This is a genomic window from Luteimonas sp. J29 (genome assembly GCF_000472505.1).
GTDB lineage: Bacteria > Pseudomonadota > Gammaproteobacteria > Xanthomonadales > Xanthomonadaceae > Luteimonas.
Map to the genome: position 1 here is coordinate 385221 of NZ_AWZR01000003.1, position 19789 is coordinate 405009.

Annotated in this window: 18 protein-coding genes and 1 tRNA gene; 6 read left to right on the forward strand and 13 right to left on the reverse strand. The window is 72.2% G+C overall.

Annotated features, from left to right (window positions below; all coding sequences use genetic code 11):
* Window positions 1-29 precede the first annotated feature (29 nt).
* The 3 genes from rpsP to ffh all read right to left on the reverse strand — a co-directional run bounded on the left by rpsP (window position 30) and on the right by ffh (window position 2602).
* The gene (gene rpsP, locus LUTJ29_RS0106670) at window positions 30-287 is read right to left on the reverse strand and encodes a 30S ribosomal protein S16 (protein WP_027071850.1); all 258 of its coding nucleotides are present in this window, start codon (window positions 285-287) and stop codon (window positions 30-32) included.
* A 94-nt stretch (window positions 288-381) separates the two neighbouring features.
* Window positions 382-1185 (reverse strand): aminotransferase class IV, encoded by an 804-nt coding sequence (locus LUTJ29_RS0106675; protein WP_027071851.1) that lies wholly within the window; start codon window positions 1183-1185, stop codon window positions 382-384.
* A gap of 46 nt (window positions 1186-1231) precedes the next feature.
* Entirely contained in the window at window positions 1232-2602 is a 1371-nt protein-coding gene (gene ffh, locus LUTJ29_RS0106680; protein ID WP_027071852.1) for a signal recognition particle protein, read from the reverse strand.
* A gap of 94 nt (window positions 2603-2696) precedes the next feature.
* Here ffh and ccsA point away from each other — a divergent pair, with 94 nt between their 5' ends.
* Window positions 2697-3485: a cytochrome c biogenesis protein CcsA gene (gene ccsA, locus LUTJ29_RS0106685; RefSeq protein WP_027071853.1), complete on the forward strand. Its 789-nt coding sequence runs from the start codon at window positions 2697-2699 to the stop codon at window positions 3483-3485.
* A gap of 138 nt (window positions 3486-3623) precedes the next feature.
* On the forward strand, window positions 3624-4775 hold the full coding sequence (locus LUTJ29_RS0106690) for a PLP-dependent cysteine synthase family protein (RefSeq protein WP_051322778.1): 1152 nt from the start codon (window positions 3624-3626) through the stop codon (window positions 4773-4775).
* A gap of 16 nt (window positions 4776-4791) precedes the next feature.
* Here the strand turns inward: LUTJ29_RS0106690 and radA are convergent, their stop codons facing one another.
* Complete coding sequence (radA, locus tag LUTJ29_RS0106695) at window positions 4792-6168, reverse strand: DNA repair protein RadA (RefSeq protein ID WP_027071855.1); 1377 nt, start codon at window positions 6166-6168, stop codon at window positions 4792-4794.
* Window positions 6169-6268: 100 nt separating this feature from the next.
* Here radA and LUTJ29_RS16505 point away from each other — a divergent pair, with 100 nt between their 5' ends.
* From LUTJ29_RS16505 to LUTJ29_RS0106710, 3 genes are all read left to right on the forward strand, one after another.
* Window positions 6269-7957 carry a GMC family oxidoreductase gene (locus LUTJ29_RS16505; protein WP_144774627.1) on the forward strand — a complete coding sequence of 563 codons (1689 nt, stop codon included), beginning with the start codon at window positions 6269-6271 and terminating at the stop codon, window positions 7955-7957.
* Between the two features lie 35 nt (window positions 7958-7992).
* Complete coding sequence (locus LUTJ29_RS16510; protein ID WP_043740651.1) at window positions 7993-8982, forward strand: glycerophosphodiester phosphodiesterase family protein; 990 nt, start codon at window positions 7993-7995, stop codon at window positions 8980-8982.
* A gap of 37 nt (window positions 8983-9019) precedes the next feature.
* Window positions 9020-9095 (forward strand) — tRNA-Thr (locus LUTJ29_RS0106710).
* Between the two features lie 76 nt (window positions 9096-9171).
* Here the strand turns inward: LUTJ29_RS0106710 and ispH are convergent.
* The 5 genes from ispH to murJ all read right to left on the reverse strand — a co-directional run bounded on the left by ispH (window position 9172) and on the right by murJ (window position 16325).
* Window positions 9172-10122, reverse strand: a complete 951-nt coding sequence (gene ispH, locus LUTJ29_RS0106715; RefSeq protein ID WP_027071856.1) for a 4-hydroxy-3-methylbut-2-enyl diphosphate reductase — start codon at window positions 10120-10122, stop codon at window positions 9172-9174.
* Window positions 10123-10225: 103 nt separating this feature from the next.
* Window positions 10226-10729, reverse strand: coding sequence for a signal peptidase II (gene lspA / locus LUTJ29_RS0106720; RefSeq protein ID WP_027071857.1), 504 nt, complete (start codon window positions 10727-10729; stop codon window positions 10226-10228).
* 73 nt (window positions 10730-10802) lie between these two features.
* On the reverse strand, window positions 10803-13595 hold the full coding sequence (gene ileS, locus LUTJ29_RS0106725) for an isoleucine--tRNA ligase (protein ID WP_051322792.1): 2793 nt from the start codon (window positions 13593-13595) through the stop codon (window positions 10803-10805).
* A gap of 56 nt (window positions 13596-13651) precedes the next feature.
* The gene (locus LUTJ29_RS0106730; protein ID WP_027071859.1) at window positions 13652-14605 is read right to left on the reverse strand and encodes a bifunctional riboflavin kinase/FAD synthetase; all 954 of its coding nucleotides are present in this window, start codon (window positions 14603-14605) and stop codon (window positions 13652-13654) included.
* 118 nt (window positions 14606-14723) lie between these two features.
* Window positions 14724-16325: a murein biosynthesis integral membrane protein MurJ gene (murJ, locus tag LUTJ29_RS0106735; RefSeq protein WP_027071860.1), complete on the reverse strand. Its 1602-nt coding sequence runs from the start codon at window positions 16323-16325 to the stop codon at window positions 14724-14726.
* A 197-nt stretch (window positions 16326-16522) separates the two neighbouring features.
* Between murJ and rpsT the strand changes: the two genes are divergently transcribed.
* On the forward strand, window positions 16523-16795 hold the full coding sequence (rpsT, locus tag LUTJ29_RS0106740; protein ID WP_027071861.1) for a 30S ribosomal protein S20: 273 nt from the start codon (window positions 16523-16525) through the stop codon (window positions 16793-16795).
* A 106-nt stretch (window positions 16796-16901) separates the two neighbouring features.
* Here the strand turns inward: rpsT and cgtA are convergent, their stop codons facing one another.
* The 4 genes from cgtA to LUTJ29_RS16515 form a co-directional block, all read right to left on the reverse strand.
* The gene (cgtA, locus tag LUTJ29_RS0106745; protein WP_027071862.1) at window positions 16902-17975 is read right to left on the reverse strand and encodes an Obg family GTPase CgtA; all 1074 of its coding nucleotides are present in this window, start codon (window positions 17973-17975) and stop codon (window positions 16902-16904) included.
* A gap of 162 nt (window positions 17976-18137) precedes the next feature.
* The gene (gene rpmA, locus LUTJ29_RS0106750; RefSeq protein WP_027071863.1) at window positions 18138-18398 is read right to left on the reverse strand and encodes a 50S ribosomal protein L27; all 261 of its coding nucleotides are present in this window, start codon (window positions 18396-18398) and stop codon (window positions 18138-18140) included.
* A 12-nt stretch (window positions 18399-18410) separates the two neighbouring features.
* Window positions 18411-18719, reverse strand: coding sequence for a 50S ribosomal protein L21 (gene rplU / locus LUTJ29_RS0106755; RefSeq protein ID WP_027071864.1), 309 nt, complete (start codon window positions 18717-18719; stop codon window positions 18411-18413).
* Window positions 18720-18786: 67 nt separating this feature from the next.
* Window positions 18787-19764 carry a LysR family transcriptional regulator gene (locus LUTJ29_RS16515; protein WP_084524732.1) on the reverse strand — a complete coding sequence of 326 codons (978 nt, stop codon included), beginning with the start codon at window positions 19762-19764 and terminating at the stop codon, window positions 18787-18789.
* Window positions 19765-19789: the final 25 nt, after the last annotated feature.

The window sequence follows — 19789 nt, forward strand, 5'->3', positions numbered from 1 at the left end:
CGGTGGCTGCGCGGCGCGCAACCCGGGCATCAGGCGGCCGGGGCGGCCTTGACGGCTTCGCGGTACAGCGAGCGGACCTTGTCGGTCAGCTGCGCGCCATGCTTGACCCAGTGGTCGACCCGCGCGGTGTCCAGCACGACGCGCTGCTCGGCACCCTGCGCGACCGGGTTGTAGTAGCCCACGCGCTCGATGTTGCGGCCGTCGCGCGCGCTGCGCGAGTCGGTCACGACGATGTGGTAGAAGGGGCGCTTCTTCGCGCCGCCGCGGGTGAGGCGGATCTTGACCATGGTGTGTTTCCGGTATTGCCCAGTCGCCAGGAGGGCGAGGTAAGCCGGCAAGTTTACGACATCCGGCCGGCCCGCGGAAACCCCGGGCCCGCGTTCAGCCGGCCAGCGGCCGCCACGGCTGGCGCTCCAGGGCCCGGGACAGGAGCCCCATCAGTGCCGGATCCGGGCGCAGCACGGTCTCGTCGATCCCGGCGACGGGCCAGATCCCGTTGGCATTGGCGGCGAAGGCGGCCCGGAACCCGCCCAGCGCGCGCGCCTCCACCGGGGCATGCCGCTGCGGCACCCCGGCCTCGTCCAGTCCCGCCTGCAGCAGCCGCTCGGTGGTCCCGCGCAGGGCCTCGGCCTGGGGCCAGACCACCTGGTGGCCGTCCCAGAAGCCGATGTTCCAGACCGCGCCCTCGCTGATCCGGCCGCGCGCGTCCACGAACAGGGCGTCGTCGGCGCCCTCGCGCAGCGCGCGCCGGCGATAGTGGAACTGCGGGAGCAGGCCGACGTGCTTGACCTGCGGCAGCGGGCGCTGGAAGGCGAACGTCTTCACCCGGACCGGCTTCGGGTCGGCCTGTCGCGGCGGGTTGACCGACACCAGCAGTTCGACCGCCTGCGGGCGGTCCGGGCGCGAAGGATCGAAGCCAGGCGCGAACGCGGTGACCCGCACGCTGGCGTCGTCCACCCCGGCCGCGTCGAGCGCGGCCAGGATCGCGCCCCGGACGCGCGCATCGTCCAGGCCTGCGTCGAACAGTTCGCGGTTGCCCGCCTTCAGCCGCCGCAGGTGCAGGTCCAGCCCCTGCACCGCGCGCCGGCGCACCTGCATCGAACTGAAGTGGCCGCAGCCGGCCAGCGCCAGCGCGCGCAGTTCGTCGGCGGTGGCCGGGCGGCCCTCGATGCAGGCGATGGTCATGGCCGCATTGTGCGCGATCGCCACGCCTGCGGCGACGCCGCCGGGCTCAGCGAAACGGCATGCGGCCCATGCCGCCCATCATGCCCTGCAGCCCGCGCATCATCCCCTTCATGCCGCCGCGCGAGAACTTGCCCATCACCTTCTCCATCTGCTGGTACTGCTTGAGCAGCTTGTTGACGTCGGAAGGATGGGTGCCCGAACCGCGGGCGATGCGGGCGCGGCGCGAGCCGTTGAGCAGGCCGGGGTTGCGGCGTTCCTTCGGCGTCATCGAGTTGATGATCGCGATCATGCGCGGCACTTCCCTGCTCTGCTGGACCTGCTGCTTGAGGTGCTCGGGGATCTGGCCCATGCCCGGCAGCTTCTCCATCAGCGTGCCGATCCCGCCCATGCTCTGCATCTGCTCGAGCTGGTCGCGCATGTCGTTGAGGTCGAACTTCTTGCCCTTGGCGACCTTCTCGGCCAGCTTCGCGGCCTTGTCCTTGTCGACCTGCTGTTCGACCTGCTCGACCAGCGACAGCACGTCGCCCATGTCGAGGATGCGGCTGGCGACGCGGTCGGGATGGAACACGTCCAGGCCGTCGGACTTCTCGCTGGTGCCGACGAACTTGATCGGCTTGCCGGTGATGTAGCGCACCGAGAGCGCCGCGCCGCCGCGCGCGTCGCCGTCGGTCTTGGTCAGGACCACGCCGGTCAGCGGCAGCGCCTCGCCGAAGGCCTTGGCGGTGTTGGCCGCGTCCTGGCCGGTCATCGCGTCGACCACGAACAGGGTCTCGGCCGGGTTGGCGACGGCGTGCAGGGCCTTGATCTCGGCCATCATCGCCTCGTCGATCGCGAGGCGGCCGGCGGTGTCGACGATCAGCACGTCGGCGAACGACTTGCGCGCGTCGGCGATCGCCGCGCGCACGATGTCCTCGGGTTTCTGCCCGGCGTCGGAGGGGAAGAACAGCACGCCGTTCTGCCCGGCCAGGGTCCTGAGCTGCTCGATCGCGGCCGGCCGGTACACGTCGGCGGACACCACCATCACCTTCTTCTTTTTCTTCTCCTTCAGGTGCCGGGCAAGCTTGCCCACGGTGGTGGTCTTGCCCGCGCCCTGCAGGCCGGCCATCAGGATCACCGCCGGCGCCGGCACGTTGAGGTTGAGATCGGTGGCCTGCGAGCCCATGACCGCCGCCAGCTCGTCGCGCACGACCTTGATCAGGGCCTGGCCCGGGGTCAGCGACTTGAGCACCTCCTGGCCGACCGCGCGCACCTTGATCCGCTGGATCAGCGCCTGCACGACCGGCAGCGCCACGTCCGCCTCGAGCAGGGCGATGCGGACCTCGCGGGTGGCCTCGCGGATGTTCTCCTCGGTCAGCCGGCCACGGCCGCGGAGGCGGTCGATGGTGCCGGACAGGCGCTGGGTCAGCGATTCGAACATGGCGGGGACGTCGCGGAAACGGGAGCGCGGATTATAGCCGCCGGCCACCGCCGGCCCGCTGCGGGCCGCGGCGGGTTCATGCGAAACTGCAGCGATGCCCGTCGCCGCCCTCTCCGCCCTGTTCTACCTGCTCGCCGCCTGGCTGGTGGTGCGCCGCCTGCGGACGCTGCACGAGGCCGGGGCGGGCGCGTGGCTGCTGACCGCGCTGAGCGCGATCGGGCTGCACGCGGTGTTCCACGTGCTGGCCTGGCGGGCCGGCGGCGGCGTCGACCTGCACTTCTTCTCCGCCCTGTCGCTGGTGGGGCTGGGCATGGCGGCCCTGACCACGCTCTACGCCGCCGCCGGGCACATGGGCGCGCTGGGCGTTGTGGTGTTCCCGGTGGCCGCGCTGTGCCTGCTGGGCGACGCGGCGACCACCGGCGCGTCGACCCGCGAACTCGACTGGCGCCTGGAGCTGCACGCCTGGATGGCCCTGCTGGCCTACGCGACCCTGGCCATCGCCGCACTGCTGGCGATCATGCTCTGGGTGCAGGAGCGGGCGCTGCGCCGGCGCGAGTTCCACGGCTGGCTGCGCCTGCTGCCGCCGCTGACCGAACTCGAGACGCTGCTGTTCCGGACCATCTGGGCCGGCTTCGTGCTGCTGTCGGCGACCCTGCTCACCGGGGTGCTGTTCGTGCACGACCTGTTCGCCCAGCACCTGATCCACAAGTCGGTGCTGAGCGTGCTGTCGTGGCTGGTGTTCGGCGCCCTGCTGCTGGGCCGCTGGCGGCGCGGCTGGCGCGGCGCCAAGGCCGTGCGCCTGACCCTGGTGGCGATGGCGCTGCTGGTGCTGGCGTTCTTCGGCAGCAAGTTCGTGCTGGAGCTGCTGCTGCAGCGGGTCTGACGCGGCCGGCGGCGTGCGCACGCCGCGCGGCGTCCCGTTCGTCGTGCGCCATGTCCCGGCTTCCCGCGCGTGATGCGTGCCGGGCAGCGAACGCGTGGATCGGCGAGAATTGCGCATTCCCCCGCCGAAGCGTACGCCATGCCGTTTCCCGACGAGCCGGGCCACCTGGCCTGCAGCCGCCACCACGCCTGGACCTCCGCCGCCATCCGCCGGATCGAGGCCGATTTCAACAGGTCGGCCGACACCCACCTGATCCCGCTGTCGCTGCCCGGCTTCCCCGGCATCGACGTCTACTTCAAGGACGAGTCCAGCCATCCCACAGGCAGCCTCAAGCACCGGCTGGCGCGCTCGCTGTTCCTGTACGCGCTGGCCAACGGCTGGCTGCACGAGGGCAGCACGGTGGTGGAAGCCTCCAGCGGATCGACCGCGGTGTCGGAGGCCTATTTCGCGCGCCTGCTCGGTCTGCCGTTCGTGGCGGTGATCCCGGCCTCGACCTCGCCCGAGAAGATCGCCGCGATCGAGTTCCACGGCGGCCGCTGCCACCTGGTGGGCGACCCGCGCGGGATCGCCGCCGAGTCGGCGCGGCTGGCGCGCGAACGCGGCGGCCACTTCATGGACCAGTTCACCTTCGCCGAGCGCGCCACCGACTGGCGCGCGAACAACAACATCGCCGAATCGATCTTCCGCCAGATGGAGCAGGAGCCGCACCCGGTCCCGGCCTGGGTGGTCTGCAGCGCCGGCACCGGCGGCACCAGCGCGACCATCGGCCGCTATGCCAGCTACCGCGGCTTCCCGACCCGGGTGCTGTGCGCCGACCCCGAGCATTCGGCCTTCCACGCCCACTACGCGGCGGTGGTCGCGGGCCGTCCGGCACCCCCGGACCCCGCGCCGCCCTCTCGCATCGAGGGCATCGGCCGCCCGACCGTGGAACCGAGCTTCATCCCCGGCTGCGTGGACGCAATGGTGAAGGTGCCCGACGCCCTGGCCCTGGCCGCGATGCGGTACGTCAACCGGCGCCTGGGACGGCGCGTGGGTGGCTCGACCGGCACCAACTTCGTCGGCGTGCTGCGCGTGGCGCAGGCGATGCGCGCGCGCGGCGAGACCGGCTCCATCGTCACCATCCTGTGCGACGGCGGCGAGCGCTACGACCACAGCTACTACAACCCCGACTGGTACGCGGCCGAGGGCATCGACATCGATCAGTCCGACCGCGTGATCGCCGACGCCGCCGACGGCGACGGTCCCCTGCCCGACCTGCAGCCGGTCTCGCGCCACTCGCCCCGCGCCTGAACCCGCGCGGGACGGCTCAGGCGTATTCCAGCGCGTCGGCGAGGCGCTCGACGGCGATGACCTCCATGCCCTTGTAGCTGCCCGCCTTGGGCGCGTTGGCACGCGGCACGATGGCGCGCACGAAGCCGTGCGTCGCCGCTTCCTTCAGCCGCTCCTCGCCATTGGGCACCGGCCGGATCTCGCCCGACAGGCCGACCTCGCCGAACGCGATCGTCTTCTCCGCCAGCGGCGTGTCGCGCAGCGAGGACAGCACCGCCAGCAGTACCGGCAGGTCGGCCGCGGTCTCCTGCACCCGGATGCCGCCGACCACGTTGACGAACACGTCCTGGTCGCCGGTCATGATCCCGCCGTGCCGGTGCAGCACCGCCAGCAGCATCGCCAGCCGGTTGCCCTCCAGGCCCACCGTCACCCGGCGCGGATTGGACAGCGGCGAGGCGTCCACCAGCGCTTGCACTTCCACCAGCAGCGGGCGGGTGCCCTCGCGCGTGACCATCACGCAGCTGCCCGGCTGGGAGACGCTGCCGCCGGAGAGGAAGATCGCCGACGGGTTGGGCACCTCCTTCAGGCCCCTGTCGCCCATGGCGAACACGCCCAGCTCGTTGACCGCGCCGAAGCGGTTCTTGAACGCGCGCAGCACGCGGAAACGGCTGCCCGAATCGCCCTCGAAGTAGAGCACCGCGTCGACCATGTGCTCGAGCACGCGCGGGCCGGCGATGCCGCCCTCCTTGGTCACGTGCCCGACCAGGAACACCGCGGTGCCGGTTTCCTTGGCATAGCGCACCAGCCGCGCCGCGCTCTCGCGCACCTGGCTGACCGAGCCGGGCGCGGCGGTGAGCGATTCGGTCCACAGCGTCTGCACCGAGTCGGCCACGATGATGCGCGGGCGCAGCTGCGCGGCCTGCTCGAGGATGCGCTCGATGCCGGTCTCGGCCAGCGCGTTCAGCCCCTCCAGCGGCAGCCCGAGGCGTGCCGCCCGGCCGGCCACCTGGGCCAGCGATTCCTCGCCGGTCACGTACAGCCCGGGCAGCGTCCCCGCCATCGAGGCCACCGCCTGCAGCAGCAGGGTCGACTTGCCGATGCCCGGATCGCCACCGACCAGCACCACCGCCCCGGCGACGAGGCCGCCGCCCAGCACGCGATCGAACTCGCCGATGCCGGTGGACACGCGCACGTCGGCGCCCTGCTCCACGTCCTTGAGCGCGGTGACCTTTGGCGGATCGACCCTGCCGGCCCAGCCCGAACGGCGCGAGGCCGGTGACTTCACCGGAGCCGCGGGCTCCAGCACCACCTCCGACAGCGTGTCCCAGGCGCCGCAGGCGCTGCACTGCCCCTGCCACTTGCTGAAATCCGAGCCGCACTCGCTGCACACGAAGGCTGTCCGGGCCTTGGCCATATCCGCGTATTAGGTAACTGGTCCGGCGTTCAGCCTAGCCGAGTCGCGTCCCGGTCGCTGAGACAGGACCACGAGTCCCCGGTATCCAAGGAAGCGGACGATGATCCAGGATTTCCGTTCAGCCGACTGCCCCGAGACGCTGGCCGCTGACGTCTGCGTGGTCGGTGCCGGCCCCGCGGGCATCTCACTCGCCCTGGCGCTGGCGCAGGCGGGCTGGACCGTGTGCCTGCTCGAGGGCGGAGGCATGCATGCCGAGGCCGCGAGCCAGGCACTGAACGAGGGCGAGTCGGTCGGGCCCTACGCGTTCGATCCGGCTGCCTGCCGCCTGCGCGCCATCGGGGGCGCGACCCGCGTCTGGGGTGGCGGCTGCATCCCGATGGGCTCCTCGGAGATGGAGGACCGCGACTGGGTCCCCGGAGGGGGCTGGCCGATCGGCCTGGACGAGCTGGCCCCCTACTACGACCGGGCCAACCGGATGTGCCGCATCCAGCCCGCCGACATCGAAGACGGCGCCTACCGGGTGGAACCGCGCCGGCCCGACCCGCCCGCCCCACTGCGGCTGCGCGCCAGCCGTTCGTGCCGGCTCGATTTCGGCCGCGCCTACCGCGAGCAGCTGCAGCAGGCCCCGCGGATCACCCTGCTCCTGCACGCGAACCTGCTGCGCCTGCAGGCCACCCCCGACGCCCGCGCCATCCGCAGCGCGGCGATCGGCGACCTCTCCGGGCGACGCGGCCAGGTCCGCGCGCGCTGCTTCGTCCTCGCCGCCGGCGGGCTCGAGAACGCGCGCCTGCTGCTGCTGTCCGACGACGTCGCCCCCAACGGGCTCGGCAACGACCGCGACCTGGTCGGGCGCTACTTCATGGACCACCCGCGCTGCCGTCTGGGAACGCTCCGGCAGGCCGACGTCGCCCGCGCCGGGCGGCTCTACGAAAGCGGCCAGGGGCGCGGCCCGGGTTCCGCCTTCCACCACGTGTGCCTGTCGGACGAGGCGTTGCGGACCCACCAGCTGCAGCACGCGCGTGTGCGTCCGTTCACGATCGAGTGCGCGCCGCCCGAAGGCCTGGCGGCCATGCGGGCGCTGCGCGCCACCCTGCGCCAACCGTCCAGCCTGGACGAGTCGGCACGGGTCGAAACGCGCCTGCTCGACGCGCTGGACGACGACCTGCCCCAGCGCCAGACCGTGGGCACGGGCCGGCCCGGTCCGCTGGCGCTGCAGACCGTGCGCCATGCCGACGACGTGGTGCGCGCGGCCCTGCGCAAGCTGGCGCGGCGCCGGGTCGTGGAGGCGGACCGGATCGAGCTGGTCGGCTACTTCGAGCAGATGCCCAACCGCGACAGCCGCGTCGGCCTTTCGGACACCCGCGACGCGCTGGGCCTGCGCCGGATCCGGGTGGACTGGCGCATGACCGGCCTGGACGAGGAGCGCATCCGCAGGGCCGCGGTCCTGTTCGGAGAAGCGCTGGCCGGCGATCTCAACGGCCGCTTCGATCCCGCCAGCTGGCTGCTCGACCCGGGCGCGCCGCTGCCGCTGTACGGCACCGCGCACCACATGGGGACCACGCGCATGTCCGACTCGCCCGCGACCGGCGTGGTCGACCGCCAGTGCCGCGTGCACGGGATCGAGAACCTCTACGTCGCCGGCAGCTCGGTCTTCCCCACCGGCGGCTGGAGCTTCCCCACGCTGACGATCGTGGCCCTGGCCCTGCGCATCGGCGACGAACTGCTCAGGCGCCTGCCCGACATGCCGATGGCGGACGCGGCGCCGGCGGCGGAGCCCGTGCCCGCCTGAACAGTGCGTTCGCGCATGCGCCCTACAATCGGGCCATGCCGCACGCGCCGCGCCCACTGCTCATCGCCCATCGCGGCGCCAGCGCGCTGCTGCCCGAACACACCCTGGCCGCGTACCGGCGCGCGATCGAAGACGGCGCGGACGCGATCGAGCCGGACCTGGTGATGACCCGAGACGGCGTGCTGGTCGCCCGCCACGAGAACCGGATCGACGCCACCACCGACGTTGCCGCGCATCCGTCTTTCGCCGCGCGCAGGACCCGCAAGCGCATCGACGGCGCCTGGGTGGAGGGCTGGTTCACCGAGGATTTCACCCTCGACGAACTGCGCCGGCTGCGCGCGCGCGAGCGGCTGCCGGACATCCGCCCGACCCTCCACGACGGACTCCATCCCGTCGCCACGTTCGAGGAGATCGTCGAACTCGCCGCGGAGGCCTCGGCGCGACTCGGGCGTGACGTCGCGGTGGTGCCGGAGACCAAGCATCCCTCGTACTTCGCCTCGCTCGGCCTGGCGATGGAGGAGCCGCTGCTGCGCGCCATCGACGGACACCCTTGGGCGCGCCGCGCACCGTTGATCATCCAGTCCTTCGAGGACGGCAACCTGCGGCGGCTGCGCGAATGGATCGACGGCCGCCGCAACATCCGCCTGCTGCAGCTCACCTGCCCGGACCCCGGGGCGATCGACGCACGCGAAGAGCCGATGCACGCGCCCGGGGGACTGCGCGAGGTCGCCACGTACGCGGACATCCTCGGCCCGCCGCACCAGGCGCTGCGCGTGGCCGGCGGCCGCAGCCGGCTGGTGGACGACGCGCACGCGGCGGGGCTCCAGGTGATGCCGTGGACGTACCGGCCCGAGAACCGGTTCCTGCCGCCACGCCTGCGCGACGGCCCGCCCGCCGTGCGCAACGAAGCCGGCGCGATCCGGCAGCTCGTCGAGCACCTCGACGCCGGCATCGACGGGCTGTTCGCCGACGATCCGGCCGTGGCGGCGCGCGCGGTCGCGGCCCACGCGGCCCGGTCCCTTTGACCGTGCCGAGGCCGCCCGCTTAGAATCTGCGGTTCCCGCCGGAATAGCTCAGTTGGTAGAGCGGCGCATTCGTAATGCGTAGGTCGTAGGTTCGAATCCTATTTCCGGCACCATGCACCAGACCCCGGCAGGCACCGCTGACCGGGGTTTTTTCATGTCCGCGCCGGGCGCACGCGCGCGTGGGCCGGGTCAGTCGACCAGTTGCAGCCGCAGCTCCCTGGGCAGGGCGAAGACCATGTTCTCGGGCTCGCCCTCGAGTTCGCGCACCGGGCCTGCGCCGAGTTCGCGCAGTCGCGCCAGGACGCCCTGGACCAGCACGTCCGGCGCCGAGGCCCCGGCGGTCACGCCGATGTGGCGGCGGCCCACGATCCACTCCGGGTCGATCTCGGCCGCGCCGTCGATCAGGTAGGCCTCGACGCCGTCGCGCTCGGCCAGCTCGCGCAGCCGGTTGGAATTGGAGCTGTTGGGCGAACCCACCACCAGCACCAGGTCGCACTGCCTGGCCAGTTCGCGCACCGCGTCCTGCCGGTTCTGGGTGGCGTAGCAGATGTCGTCGTTCTTCGGCCCCTGGATGTCGGGAAACCGGGCGCGCAACGCGTCGATGATCTCGCGCGTGTCGTCCACCGACAGCGTGGTCTGGGTGGTGTAGGCGAGGTTGTCGGGCTGGCCGGGATCGAGCCAGGCCACGTCCTCCAGGTCCTCGACGAGGTAGATCCGCCCTGCCCCGGCCTCCGCCTTCCACTGCCCCATCGTGCCCTCGACCTCGGGGTGGCCGGCGTGGCCGATCAGCACCACGTCGCGACCGGCGCGGCAATGGCGCGTGACCTCGAGGTGCACCTTGGTCACCAGCGGGCAGGTCGCGTCGAACACCTTCAATCCGCGCCGCTCCGCCTCCTCGCGCACCGCGCGCGAGACGCCGTGGGCGCTGAAGATCACGGTGCTGCCGTCGGGCACCTCGTCGAGCTCTTCGACGAAGATCGCCCCGCGGCGCTTGAGGTCCTCGACCACGAAGCGGTTGTGCACCACCTCGTGCCGCACGTAGATCGGCGCCCCGAGGGTCTCGATCGCGCGCTTGACGATCTCGATCGCGCGGTCGACGCCGGCGCAGAAGCCGCGGGGATTGGCGAGGACGATGTCCATGCCGGGCATTCTACCGCCCGCAGCCGGAACCCGGACCAACGCGCATCCCCGCGCCCGCCGGCCCCGGGTTCCGCCGGCCGGCCCCTGGCCGCCCGGCGGACCGTCAGCCCCGCCGGGCCTGCGAACCGCCCTGGAACAGGCCGAACAGCACGATCCCGATCGCGCCGCCGACCACCGCGCAATCGGCGACGTTGAACGCCGGCCAGTAGTAGTCGCGCCAGTGCCACTGGATGAAATCGACCACGTGGCCGTGCAACTGGCGGTCGATCACGTTGCCCAGCGCGCCGCCGATCACCAGCGAGAACGGAAGCGCGGTGCGCCAGTCGCCGCGCGGCGTGCGCGCCAGCCAGAACGCCAGCAGGCCGCTGATGCCCACCGCCAGCGCGGTGAAGAACCACTTCTGCCAGCCACCGGCGTCGGCCAGGAAGCTGAACGCGGCGCCGGTGTTGTAGGTGCGGTACCAGTTCCAGAAGCCCTCGATCACCGGGACCGGCGTGTACTCGGGGAGGCTGGCCAGGACCCACCACTTGCTGAACTGGTCGAGCAGGACCACGGCCGCCGACAGCAGCAGCCATGGCAGGGCGTTGGGGCGCGGGGTCGGGCTCATGCCGGATCTCGATGGTGGGCCGGGGACGACGGGGCCGCGCCGGGGCGGGCGCGGGCGGGCGCGGCGGCGCGGGTCAGAACCACCGGCGGTCCTCGCCAGGGCCCTCGACGTTCGACACGCAGCGCGCGCACAGCTGCGGATGCGCCTGGTGCGAACCGACGTCGGCGCGATGGTGCCAGCAGCGCACGCACTTGGGCTTGGCCGTCGGCCGGGCGACGATGCGCGACTCCTCGCCGTCGAACGGCAGCACGGTCACGTCGCCGCTGATCAGGAAGAAGCGCAGCTCGTCGACCAGCGGCGCAAGCCGGATCTGGTCGGCGGTGCCCGCATGCAGTTCGATCTCGGCCTCCAGCGCCGCGCCGATCTCGCCGCTGGCGCGCATCGGCTCGAGCACCTTGGCCACGTGCTCGCGCAGCGCCAGCAGGCGCTCGAAGTCGTGGGGCGACAGCGGCGCCTCGGCCGGCAGCGGCGCCAGCCCTTCGTACCAGGTCGCCATCAGCACGTTGTCCTCGCGCGCGCCTTGCGCCGGACGCGGCAGGTAGCCCCACATCTCGTCGGCGGTGAAGCTGAGCACCGGCGCGATCCAGCGCACGAAGGCCTCGGCAATGCGGTACATCGCGCTCTGCGCGCTGCGCCGCCCGCGCGAATCCTCCTGCATCGTGTACAGGCGGTCCTTGGTAACGTCGAGGTACAGCGAACCGAGGTCGACCGAGCAGAAGTTGAGCAGCGCCTGCACGATCTCGGCGAAGTCGTAGCGCTCGTAGGCGGTCTTGATCCTCTCCTGCACCTCCCAGGCGCGGTGCACGATCCAGCCGTCGAGCGCGACCATGTCCTCGAGCGGGCGCAGGTCGCGCGCGGGCTCGAAGCCGCTGAGGTTGCCCAGCAGGAAGCGCGCGGTGTTGCGGATGCGGCGGTAGGCGTCGGCGTTGCGCTTGAGGATCTCCTGCGACAGCGACATCTCGTTGCTGTAGTCGGCGCTGGCGATCCACAGGCGCAGGATGTCCGCGCCCAACGTCCTCATGATGTCCTGCGGCTCGATCCCGTTGCCCAGCGACTTGGACATCTTGCGGCCATGCTCGTCCACGGTGAAGCCGTGGGTCAGGCACTGGCGGTACGGCGCGGCCCGGTCGATCGCCACGCCGGTCAGCAGCGAGGACTGGAACCAGCCGCGGTGCTGGTCGGAACCCTCCAGGTACAGGTCCGCCGGCTTGCCGAGGCCGCGCTCGAGCAGCACGCCCTCGTGGGTGACGCCCGAGTCGAACCAGACGTCGAGGATGTCGGTGATCTTCTCGTACTGCGCGGCTTCCTCGCCCAGCAGCTCGGCCGGATCGAGCGTGTACCAGACGTCCACGCCATCCTTTTCCACCCGATCGGCGACCTGGCGCATGAGTTCGCTGCTGCGCGGATGCGGCTCGCCGGTCTCGCGGTGCACGAACAGCGCGATCGGCACGCCCCAGGTGCGCTGGCGCGAGATCGTCCAGTCGGGCCGGCCCTCGACCATGCCGGCAATGCGCGCCTCGCCCCAGGCCGGGAACCAGCCCACGCCCTTGATCGCCTCGAGCGCGTCGCGGCGCAGGCCGGCCTGGTCCATCGAGATGAACCACTGCGGCGTGGCCCGGAACGCGATCGGCGTCTTGTGCCGCCAGCAGTGTGGATAGCTGTGCTCGAGCTTGCGGAAGGCCAGGAGCGCGCCGCTCGCGCGCAGCACCTCCACGATCACGTCGTTGGCCTTCCAGATGTGCAGGCCGGCCAGCTCCACGCCGTGCGCGGCCGGCGTCGAGGGCAGGTACACGCCGCGCCCGTCGACCGGGTTGAGTTCGGCCGCGCCGTACTTCTCCAGCAGGCCGTACTGCCTGCCCACCGCGTAGTCCTCCTGGCCGTGGCCGGGCGCGGTGTGGACGGCGCCGGTGCCGTCCTCGGCCGACACGTGGTCGCCGAGCAGGACCGGGATGTCGCGCTGGTCGTAGAAGGGATGCGCGAACAGCAGGCCCTCGAGCCTTTCGCCCGTGGTCCGGCCCAGCACCGTCATCGCGTCCACGCCGTAGCGCTTCAGCGCGCCCTCGGCCAGCGCCTCGGCGAGCACCAGCCAGCGGCGCCTGCCGTCGCGGGCCGGCCCCTCCACCAGCGCGTACTCGAGCGCGGCGCCCATCGAGATCGCCAGCGAGGCCGGCAGCGTCCACGGCGTAGTGGTCCAGATCACCGCGGCGACCTCGACGTCCTCCGGCACTTCGACCCCGAACGCCCGCGCCACCGCCTGCGGGCTGCGCGCGGCATAGGCCACGTCGACCGCCGGCGAGACCTTGTCGGCGTACTCGATCTCCGCCTCGGCCAGCGCCGAACCGCAGTCGAAGCACCAGTGCACCGGCTTGACGCCGCGGGTCAGGTGGCCGTTGTCGACGATCTTGGCCAGGGCGCGGATCTCGTTGGCCTCGAAGCGGTAGTCGAGCGTCAGGTACGGGTTCTCCCAGTCGCCGATCACGCCCAGGCGCTTGAAGTCCTTGCGCTGCAGGTCGATCTGCGAATGCGCGTACTCCCGGCACTTCTGCCGGAATTCGACCGGATCGAGCCTGGTCCCGACCTTGCCGTACTTCTTCTCGATCGCGATCTCGATCGGCAGGCCGTGGCAGTCCCAGCCCGGGATGTAGGGCGCGTCGAACCCGGCCAGGAACTTCGACTTGACGATGATGTCCTTGAGGATCTTGTTGACCGCGTGGCCGAGGTGGATCGCGCCGTTGGCGTACGGCGGGCCGTCGTGCAGCACGAACAGCGGCCGGCCCTTCGCGTGCTCGCGCAGCCGCGCGTACAGGCCCTCGCGCTCCCAGCGCTCGAGCGTGGCCGGCTCGCGCCTGGGCAGGTCCCCGCGCATGGGGAACTCCGTCGCCGGCAGCAGGATCGTGGACTTGTAGCGCTGGTTGTCTTCGCTCACGCGGTGGCCTGCCCAGGAAGGTCGGGTTGGAGGATGCGGCGGGCCTCGCCGGCATCGCGGTGCATCTGCGCGACCAGGGTCGGCAGGTCGGGGAACTTTTCCTCGTCGCGCAGCCGCGCGACGAACTCGACCTCGATCCGGCGTCCGTACAGGTCGCCGTCGAAGTCGAACAGGTGGGCCTCGAGCAGCGGCTCGACGCCACCCACCGTGGGCCGGGTGCCGAAGCTCGACACCGACGGCCAGGGCCTGTCCGCCACGCCGTGGACGCGGGTGGCGTAGATGCCGCGCAGCGCCGGCACCTTGCCGCCGAAGCGCAGGTTGGCGGTCGGATAGCCGAGCGTGCGGCCGAGCTGCTGCCCGCGCACCACCCGGCCCGACACCGCGTACGGCTTGCCGAGCAGGCGCGCGGCGAGGTCGAATCGGCCCTGCACCAGCGCCTCGCGGATGCGCGTGCTCGACACCCGCCCGCCTTCGGCCGCCACCGGCGCGATCTCGCCCGCGCTGAAACCCAGGCGCGCGCCCTCGGCCTGGAGCACCGACAGGTCGCCGGCACGGCGATGGCCGAAACGGAATTCCGGCCCGACCCACGCCTCGACCGCACGCAGCCGCCCGGCCAGCACGGTGGCGCAGAACTCCTGCGCCGACATCGCCGCCAGCCGCGCGTCGAAGCGCAGCAGGCCGACGACGTCGACGCCCAGCGCGCGCAGCCCTTCGACCTTGGCCCGCGCCAGGCTCAGCCGCGGCGGCGGCGCGGCCTGCGCGAAGTACTCGCGCGGCAGCGGCTCGAAGCTCAGCGCCACCGCCTCCACGCCCCGTTCGCGCGCACGCGCGACGGCATGCCGCACCAGCGCGCGATGGCCCAGGTGGAGGCCGTCGAACGCGCCGATGCAGACCACACTGCCGCTGGGGCACAAGGCCCCGCCGTCGACGTCTCGGAACAGCCTGCTCATGGGTACTCGATTGGGCGTCCGGCCGACCGTGGACGGACGCGCGCGATTCCGCGCCCGAAAAGTATAGCGGCGCCGGCCAGCGGCCACGGACCCGCCGGTGCGAAGGGGGTGCCGCGCATCAGTGGCGCAGGTCGCGCGGGCGGATGCCCTGCAGCCACAGCGCCACCGCGTACACAGCGGCGCCGCTGCCCACCAGCACCGCCAGCTTCCAGGCGCGCTCGCTCCAGTGCCACGCGGTCCATCCGTCCCAGGCCGACAGGATCGCCAGCACCACGACCGCCATCGCCGCGCTCGCCACGATGAGCTGGCGCGCGAGCCGTCCCCAGCCGGGCTCCGGGCGGAACACGCCGGCCTTGCGCAGGTACCACCACAACTGCACGGCATTGGTCCAGCCCGCGGCCGCGGTCGCCAGCGCCAGGCAGGCATGCGCGCCCGGCAGCGCCTTGAGCGCGGCCTGCACGTCGCCGCCGCCCTGCGCCCAGGCCTCGCGCCCGGCGCCGGTCAGCGCCAGCGCGAGCGCCAGGAACAGCGCGATCGCCAGCAGGTTCGCCAGCACCGCCGTGACCCCTGCCTTCACCGGTGTGCGCGTGTCCTGGCGCGAGTAGAAGGCCGGCGCCAGCACCTTCACCAGCAGGAAGGCGGGCAGCGCGGTGGACAGCGCCACCACCGCCAGCTGCGCCATCCGGGTGTCGTAGGCCGTGAAGCGGCCGTGCTGGAACAGCGTGGCCACCAGCGGCTCCGCGCACAGCATCAGGCCCAGGCACGCCGGCACCGCGATCATCAGGCACAGCCGCAGGCCCCAGTCGAGCGCCTTCGAGTAGCCGTCCGGGTCGGCCGCGGCGTGGCGCCGCGAGAGGTGCGGCAGGATCACCGCGCCGATCGCGACCCCGAACATCCCCAGCGGGAACTCCAGCAGGCGGTCGCCCAGGTACAGCCAGGTCACGCTGCCGCCGACCAGCATCGAGGCGACCACGGTGTTGAGCAGCAGGTTGAGCTGGGCCACCGAGGACCCGAACAGGGTCGGCACCATCAGCTTCATCACCCGCCGCACGCCCTCGTGCGCGGCGCCCCAGCGCGGGCGCGGCAGCAGGCCCAGCCGCGCCAGCGAGGGCAGCTGGAAGCCCAGCTGCAGCACGCCCGCCACGAGCACGCCCCAGGCCAGCGCCATCACCGGCTGCTCCAGCCGCGGCGCCAGCGCCAGCGCGGCGGTGATCATCGAGATGTTCAGCAGCACCGGCGACAGGGCCGGCACCGCGAAGCGCTGGTAGCTGTTGAGCACGCCGCCGGCCAGCGAGGCCATCGAGATGAAGAGCAGGTACGGGAAGGTGATGCGCAGCATCTCCGTGGCCAGTTGTCCCTGCGGCCCCTCCGCGTCGAAGCCCGGGGCGAAGACCCGGATCACCCAGGGCGCGGCCAGGACCGCCAGCGCGGTGAGCACCAGCAGCACCGCCAGCAGGGTCCCGGCGACCCGGTCGACCAGCTCCCGGACCGCGGCATGGTCGCGCCGCTCGCGGTACTCGCTGAGCACCGGCACGAAGGCCATCGAGAACGAGCCCTCGGCCGACAGCCGGCGCAGGAAGTTGGGGATCCTGAACGCCACCAGGAAGGCGTCCATGGCCGGATTGGCCCCGAACACGGCGGCATAGACCTGGTCCCGGACCAGGCCGCTGATCCGGGACACGAGGGTCATGGCGCTGAACACGGCGGTCGAGCGCAGCAGCCCGGCGCGGCGCGGCGCGGCCGCCGCGGCCCCCGGCGGCAGGGCCGGATCGGGCCCGCTCACGCCGGCGACCCCGCCCCGCGGACCGTGTTGACCCAAGTGGCTGAATCCCCCATAATTTCCGGCTCCGTCTTTCCGAAGCCCGGCACACGCCGGTATTCGACGTTCAATTCCATACCAGTTTCCAGGATCCCACCGTGGCCAACATCAAGTCCGCCCAGAAGCGCGCCAAGCAGACCGTCGTGCGCAACGCGCGCAACTCGGCCCAGCGCTCGCAGCTGCGCACCGCCGTCAAGAAGGTGGTCAAGGCGCTCGACGCCAACGACGCCGCCGCCGCCGAAGCCGCCTTCGCCGTCGCCCAGCCGCTGCTCGACCGCTTCAGCTCGCGCGGCCTGATCCACAAGAACAAGGCCGCCCGCCACAAGAGCCGCCTGACCGCCCGCATCAAGGCGCTCAAGGCCACGGCCTGACCCTCCGCGCCCCGGCGCGGAACTCGCGAAGAACCCGGCCGAGGCCGGGTTTTTTGTTGCCCGCCGGCGGCGGGGGCGGCCGGCGGCGCCCGCCGGGCGCGACGGCTCAGCGGCCATCGGTCCCTTCGCCGGGGGAAGCGCCGGCCTGCTCCGCCGCATCGGCGGCGTCGCGGCCGAGTTCGTCCAGGTAGGCCTGGACCTTGAGCATCACCTCGCGGGTGCCTTCGCGCGCGAGCCCGGACACGATGAACCACGGCGCGGTCCAGCCCAGTTCGGCCACGATCCGCCCGGCCAGCGCGCGGGCGTCGTCGGCGGGGATCAGGTCGGCCTTGTTGAGCAGCAGCCAGCGCGGCTTGTCCAGCAGGCCGGCGTCGAACTTCTCCAGCTCGCGCTCGATCGTGCGCACCTGCTCGACCGCGTCGCTGCCGTCCAGCGGCTCGATCTCGACCAGGTGCAGCAGCAGCCGGGTGCGCTGGATGTGGCGCAGGAACAGCGCGCCGAGGCCCGCGCCGTCCGCGGCGCCCTCGATCAGGCCCGGGATGTCGGCGATCACGAAGCTGCGCGCCGGCTCGACGCTGACCACGCCCAGGTTCGGGTACAGGGTGGTGAACGGGTAGTCCGCGACGCGCGGCGTGGCCGCGGAGACCGCGCGGATCAGGGTGCTCTTGCCGGCGTTGGGGAAGCCGAGCAGGCCCACGTCGGCCAGCAGCTTGAGCTCGAGCCGCAGCCGCCGCTCCTCGCCCGGCGTGCCCGGGGTGGACTGCCGCGGCGAGCGGTTGGTCGAACTCTTGAAGTGCATGTTGCCCAGGCCGCCCTTGCCGCCGCGCGCCACCAGCAGGCGCTCGCCGTGCGTGGTCAGGTCGCCGATCACCTCGTCGGTGTCGAGGTTGTGGACCACGGTGCCGGTGGGGACCGGGATCTCCACGTCATCGCCGCCCTTGCCGTACATCTGCCGACCCATGCCGTTCTCGCCGCGCTGGGCGCGGAACACCTTCTGGTGGCGGAAGTCGACCAGGGTGTTGAGGTTCTCGTCGGCCACCAGCCAGACGCTGCCGCCGTCGCCGCCATCGCCGCCGTCCGGCCCGCCGAGCGGGATGAACTTCTCGCGCCGGAAGCTCACGCAGCCGTTTCCGCCGTTGCCGGCGACCACGGTGATTTCAGCTTCGTCGACGAGTTTCATGGGGACTGGGTTCTGCTTGGGATGGAGGCCGGGGGCCGGCGATCGCGGGCGCCACGGGGAGTCTAGCGGCCGGTGGGCGCGATGGCGCGGACGCCGCGCCACCGGCCCACCAACGAAAAGCCCCGCACGCGGCGGGGCCTTCGTTCGCTGCGGGTGCGCGGCTCAGGCCTGCGGCACCACGCTCACGGTGCGGCGCTTCTTCGGGCCCTTGATGCCGAAGTGCACCTGGCCGTCGACCAGCGCGTACAGCGTGTGGTCGCGGCCCAGGCCTACGCCCGGACCCGGGTGGAACTGGGTGCCGCGCTGGCGGACGATGATGTTGCCGGCCTCGATGGCCTGGCCGCCGTAGATCTTGACGCCCAGGTACTTCGGGTTGGAGTCGCGGCCGTTGCGCGAGGAACCTACGCCCTTCTTGTGTGCCATGACTGCTTCTCCTTAACCCTTGATGCCCGTGATCTCGATTTCGGTGTAGTGCTGGCGGTGTCCCTGCCGCTTCATGTGGTGCTTGCGGCGGCGGAACTTGATGATGCGCACCTTGTCGGCGCGGCCGTGGCCGACGACCTTCGCGGTGATGCTCGCGCCCTTGAGCGCGTCGCCGAGCTTGATGCCGTCGCTGTCGCCGAGCATCAGGATGTCGTCGAAGGTGACCTCGCTGCCGGGCTCGGCCTCGAGCTTCTCGACGCGGAGCGTCTCGCCCTGCGCCACGCGGTATTGCTTCCCGCCGGTGACCAGTACTGCGTACATGTGGAGCCTCTTGGTTCTGTAGTTATTCTGGTGGCCTGGCCGCCGTCGAGGGCGGACAGAAGCGGAATTATAGGGGTTTCAGCGACTTGCGCGCAAGCGGCCCCGCCCCATGCCCGCGGCCGGGCCGGCACAGGTCGGCCACCCTGCGCCAGGGCGGGTCGGCGAAGTGGCCGGACAGGTGCTCGATGAACGCCCGCACCCGCGGCGGCACCAGGGTCCGGCCGGGCATGACCGCGTGGATGCCGCTGGGCGGCGGCGGGAAGCCGGGCAGGACCACCCGCAGGCGGCCCTCCTCCAGGTCCCGGTGGACGTGCCAGAGCGAGTGCAGCGCGATGCCCAGCCCCGCCAGCGCCGCCTCGCGCAGCACCTCGCCGTAGTTGCTCTCGAAGCGGCCACGCACCCGCACCTCGAGCGGGGCGCCGTCCGGGCCGGTCAGGCGCCAGACCTCGCGCGCGCCGTCGCGGCCGGTCAGCAGCAGGCAGTCGTGCGAGGCCAGGTCGCCGGGCCCGGCCGGCTCGCCGCGCCGGCGCAGGTAGTCCGGGGCGGCGCACAGCACCCGCTCGTTGGCCGCCAGCTGGCGAGAGACCAGGCTCGAGTCGTCCAGCCGCCCGATCCGGATCGCCAGGTCGTAGCCGGCCCCGACCAGGTCCACCATGCGGTCGTCCAGGTCGAGGCTGACCCGCAGGCCCGGGTGCCTGGCCAGGAACCCGGCCATGAGCGGCGCGATGTACTGGCGGCCGAACGAGGCCGGCGCGGTCACGCGCAGGGTGCCGGCCACCTCGCCGCCGCGCTGGCGCAGCCGGTCGCCCAGCAGCGCCAGCTCCTCGACAAGGGGACGGCCCTCGCGCGCCAGGGCCAGCCCCTCGGGTGTGGGGTGCAGGCGGCGGGTGGTCCGGTGCAGCAGGCGCACCCCGAGCTCGCGCTCGAGCCGCTTCAGGCGCTGGCTGGCCACCGCCACCGACAGGTCCAGGTGTCGCGCCGCGGCGCTGATGGACCCGTGTTCGAGCACCTGGAGGAACAGGGCGATGTCGCCGACACGATCCATTTTCAATCTGTCATTGAAAGTGCTT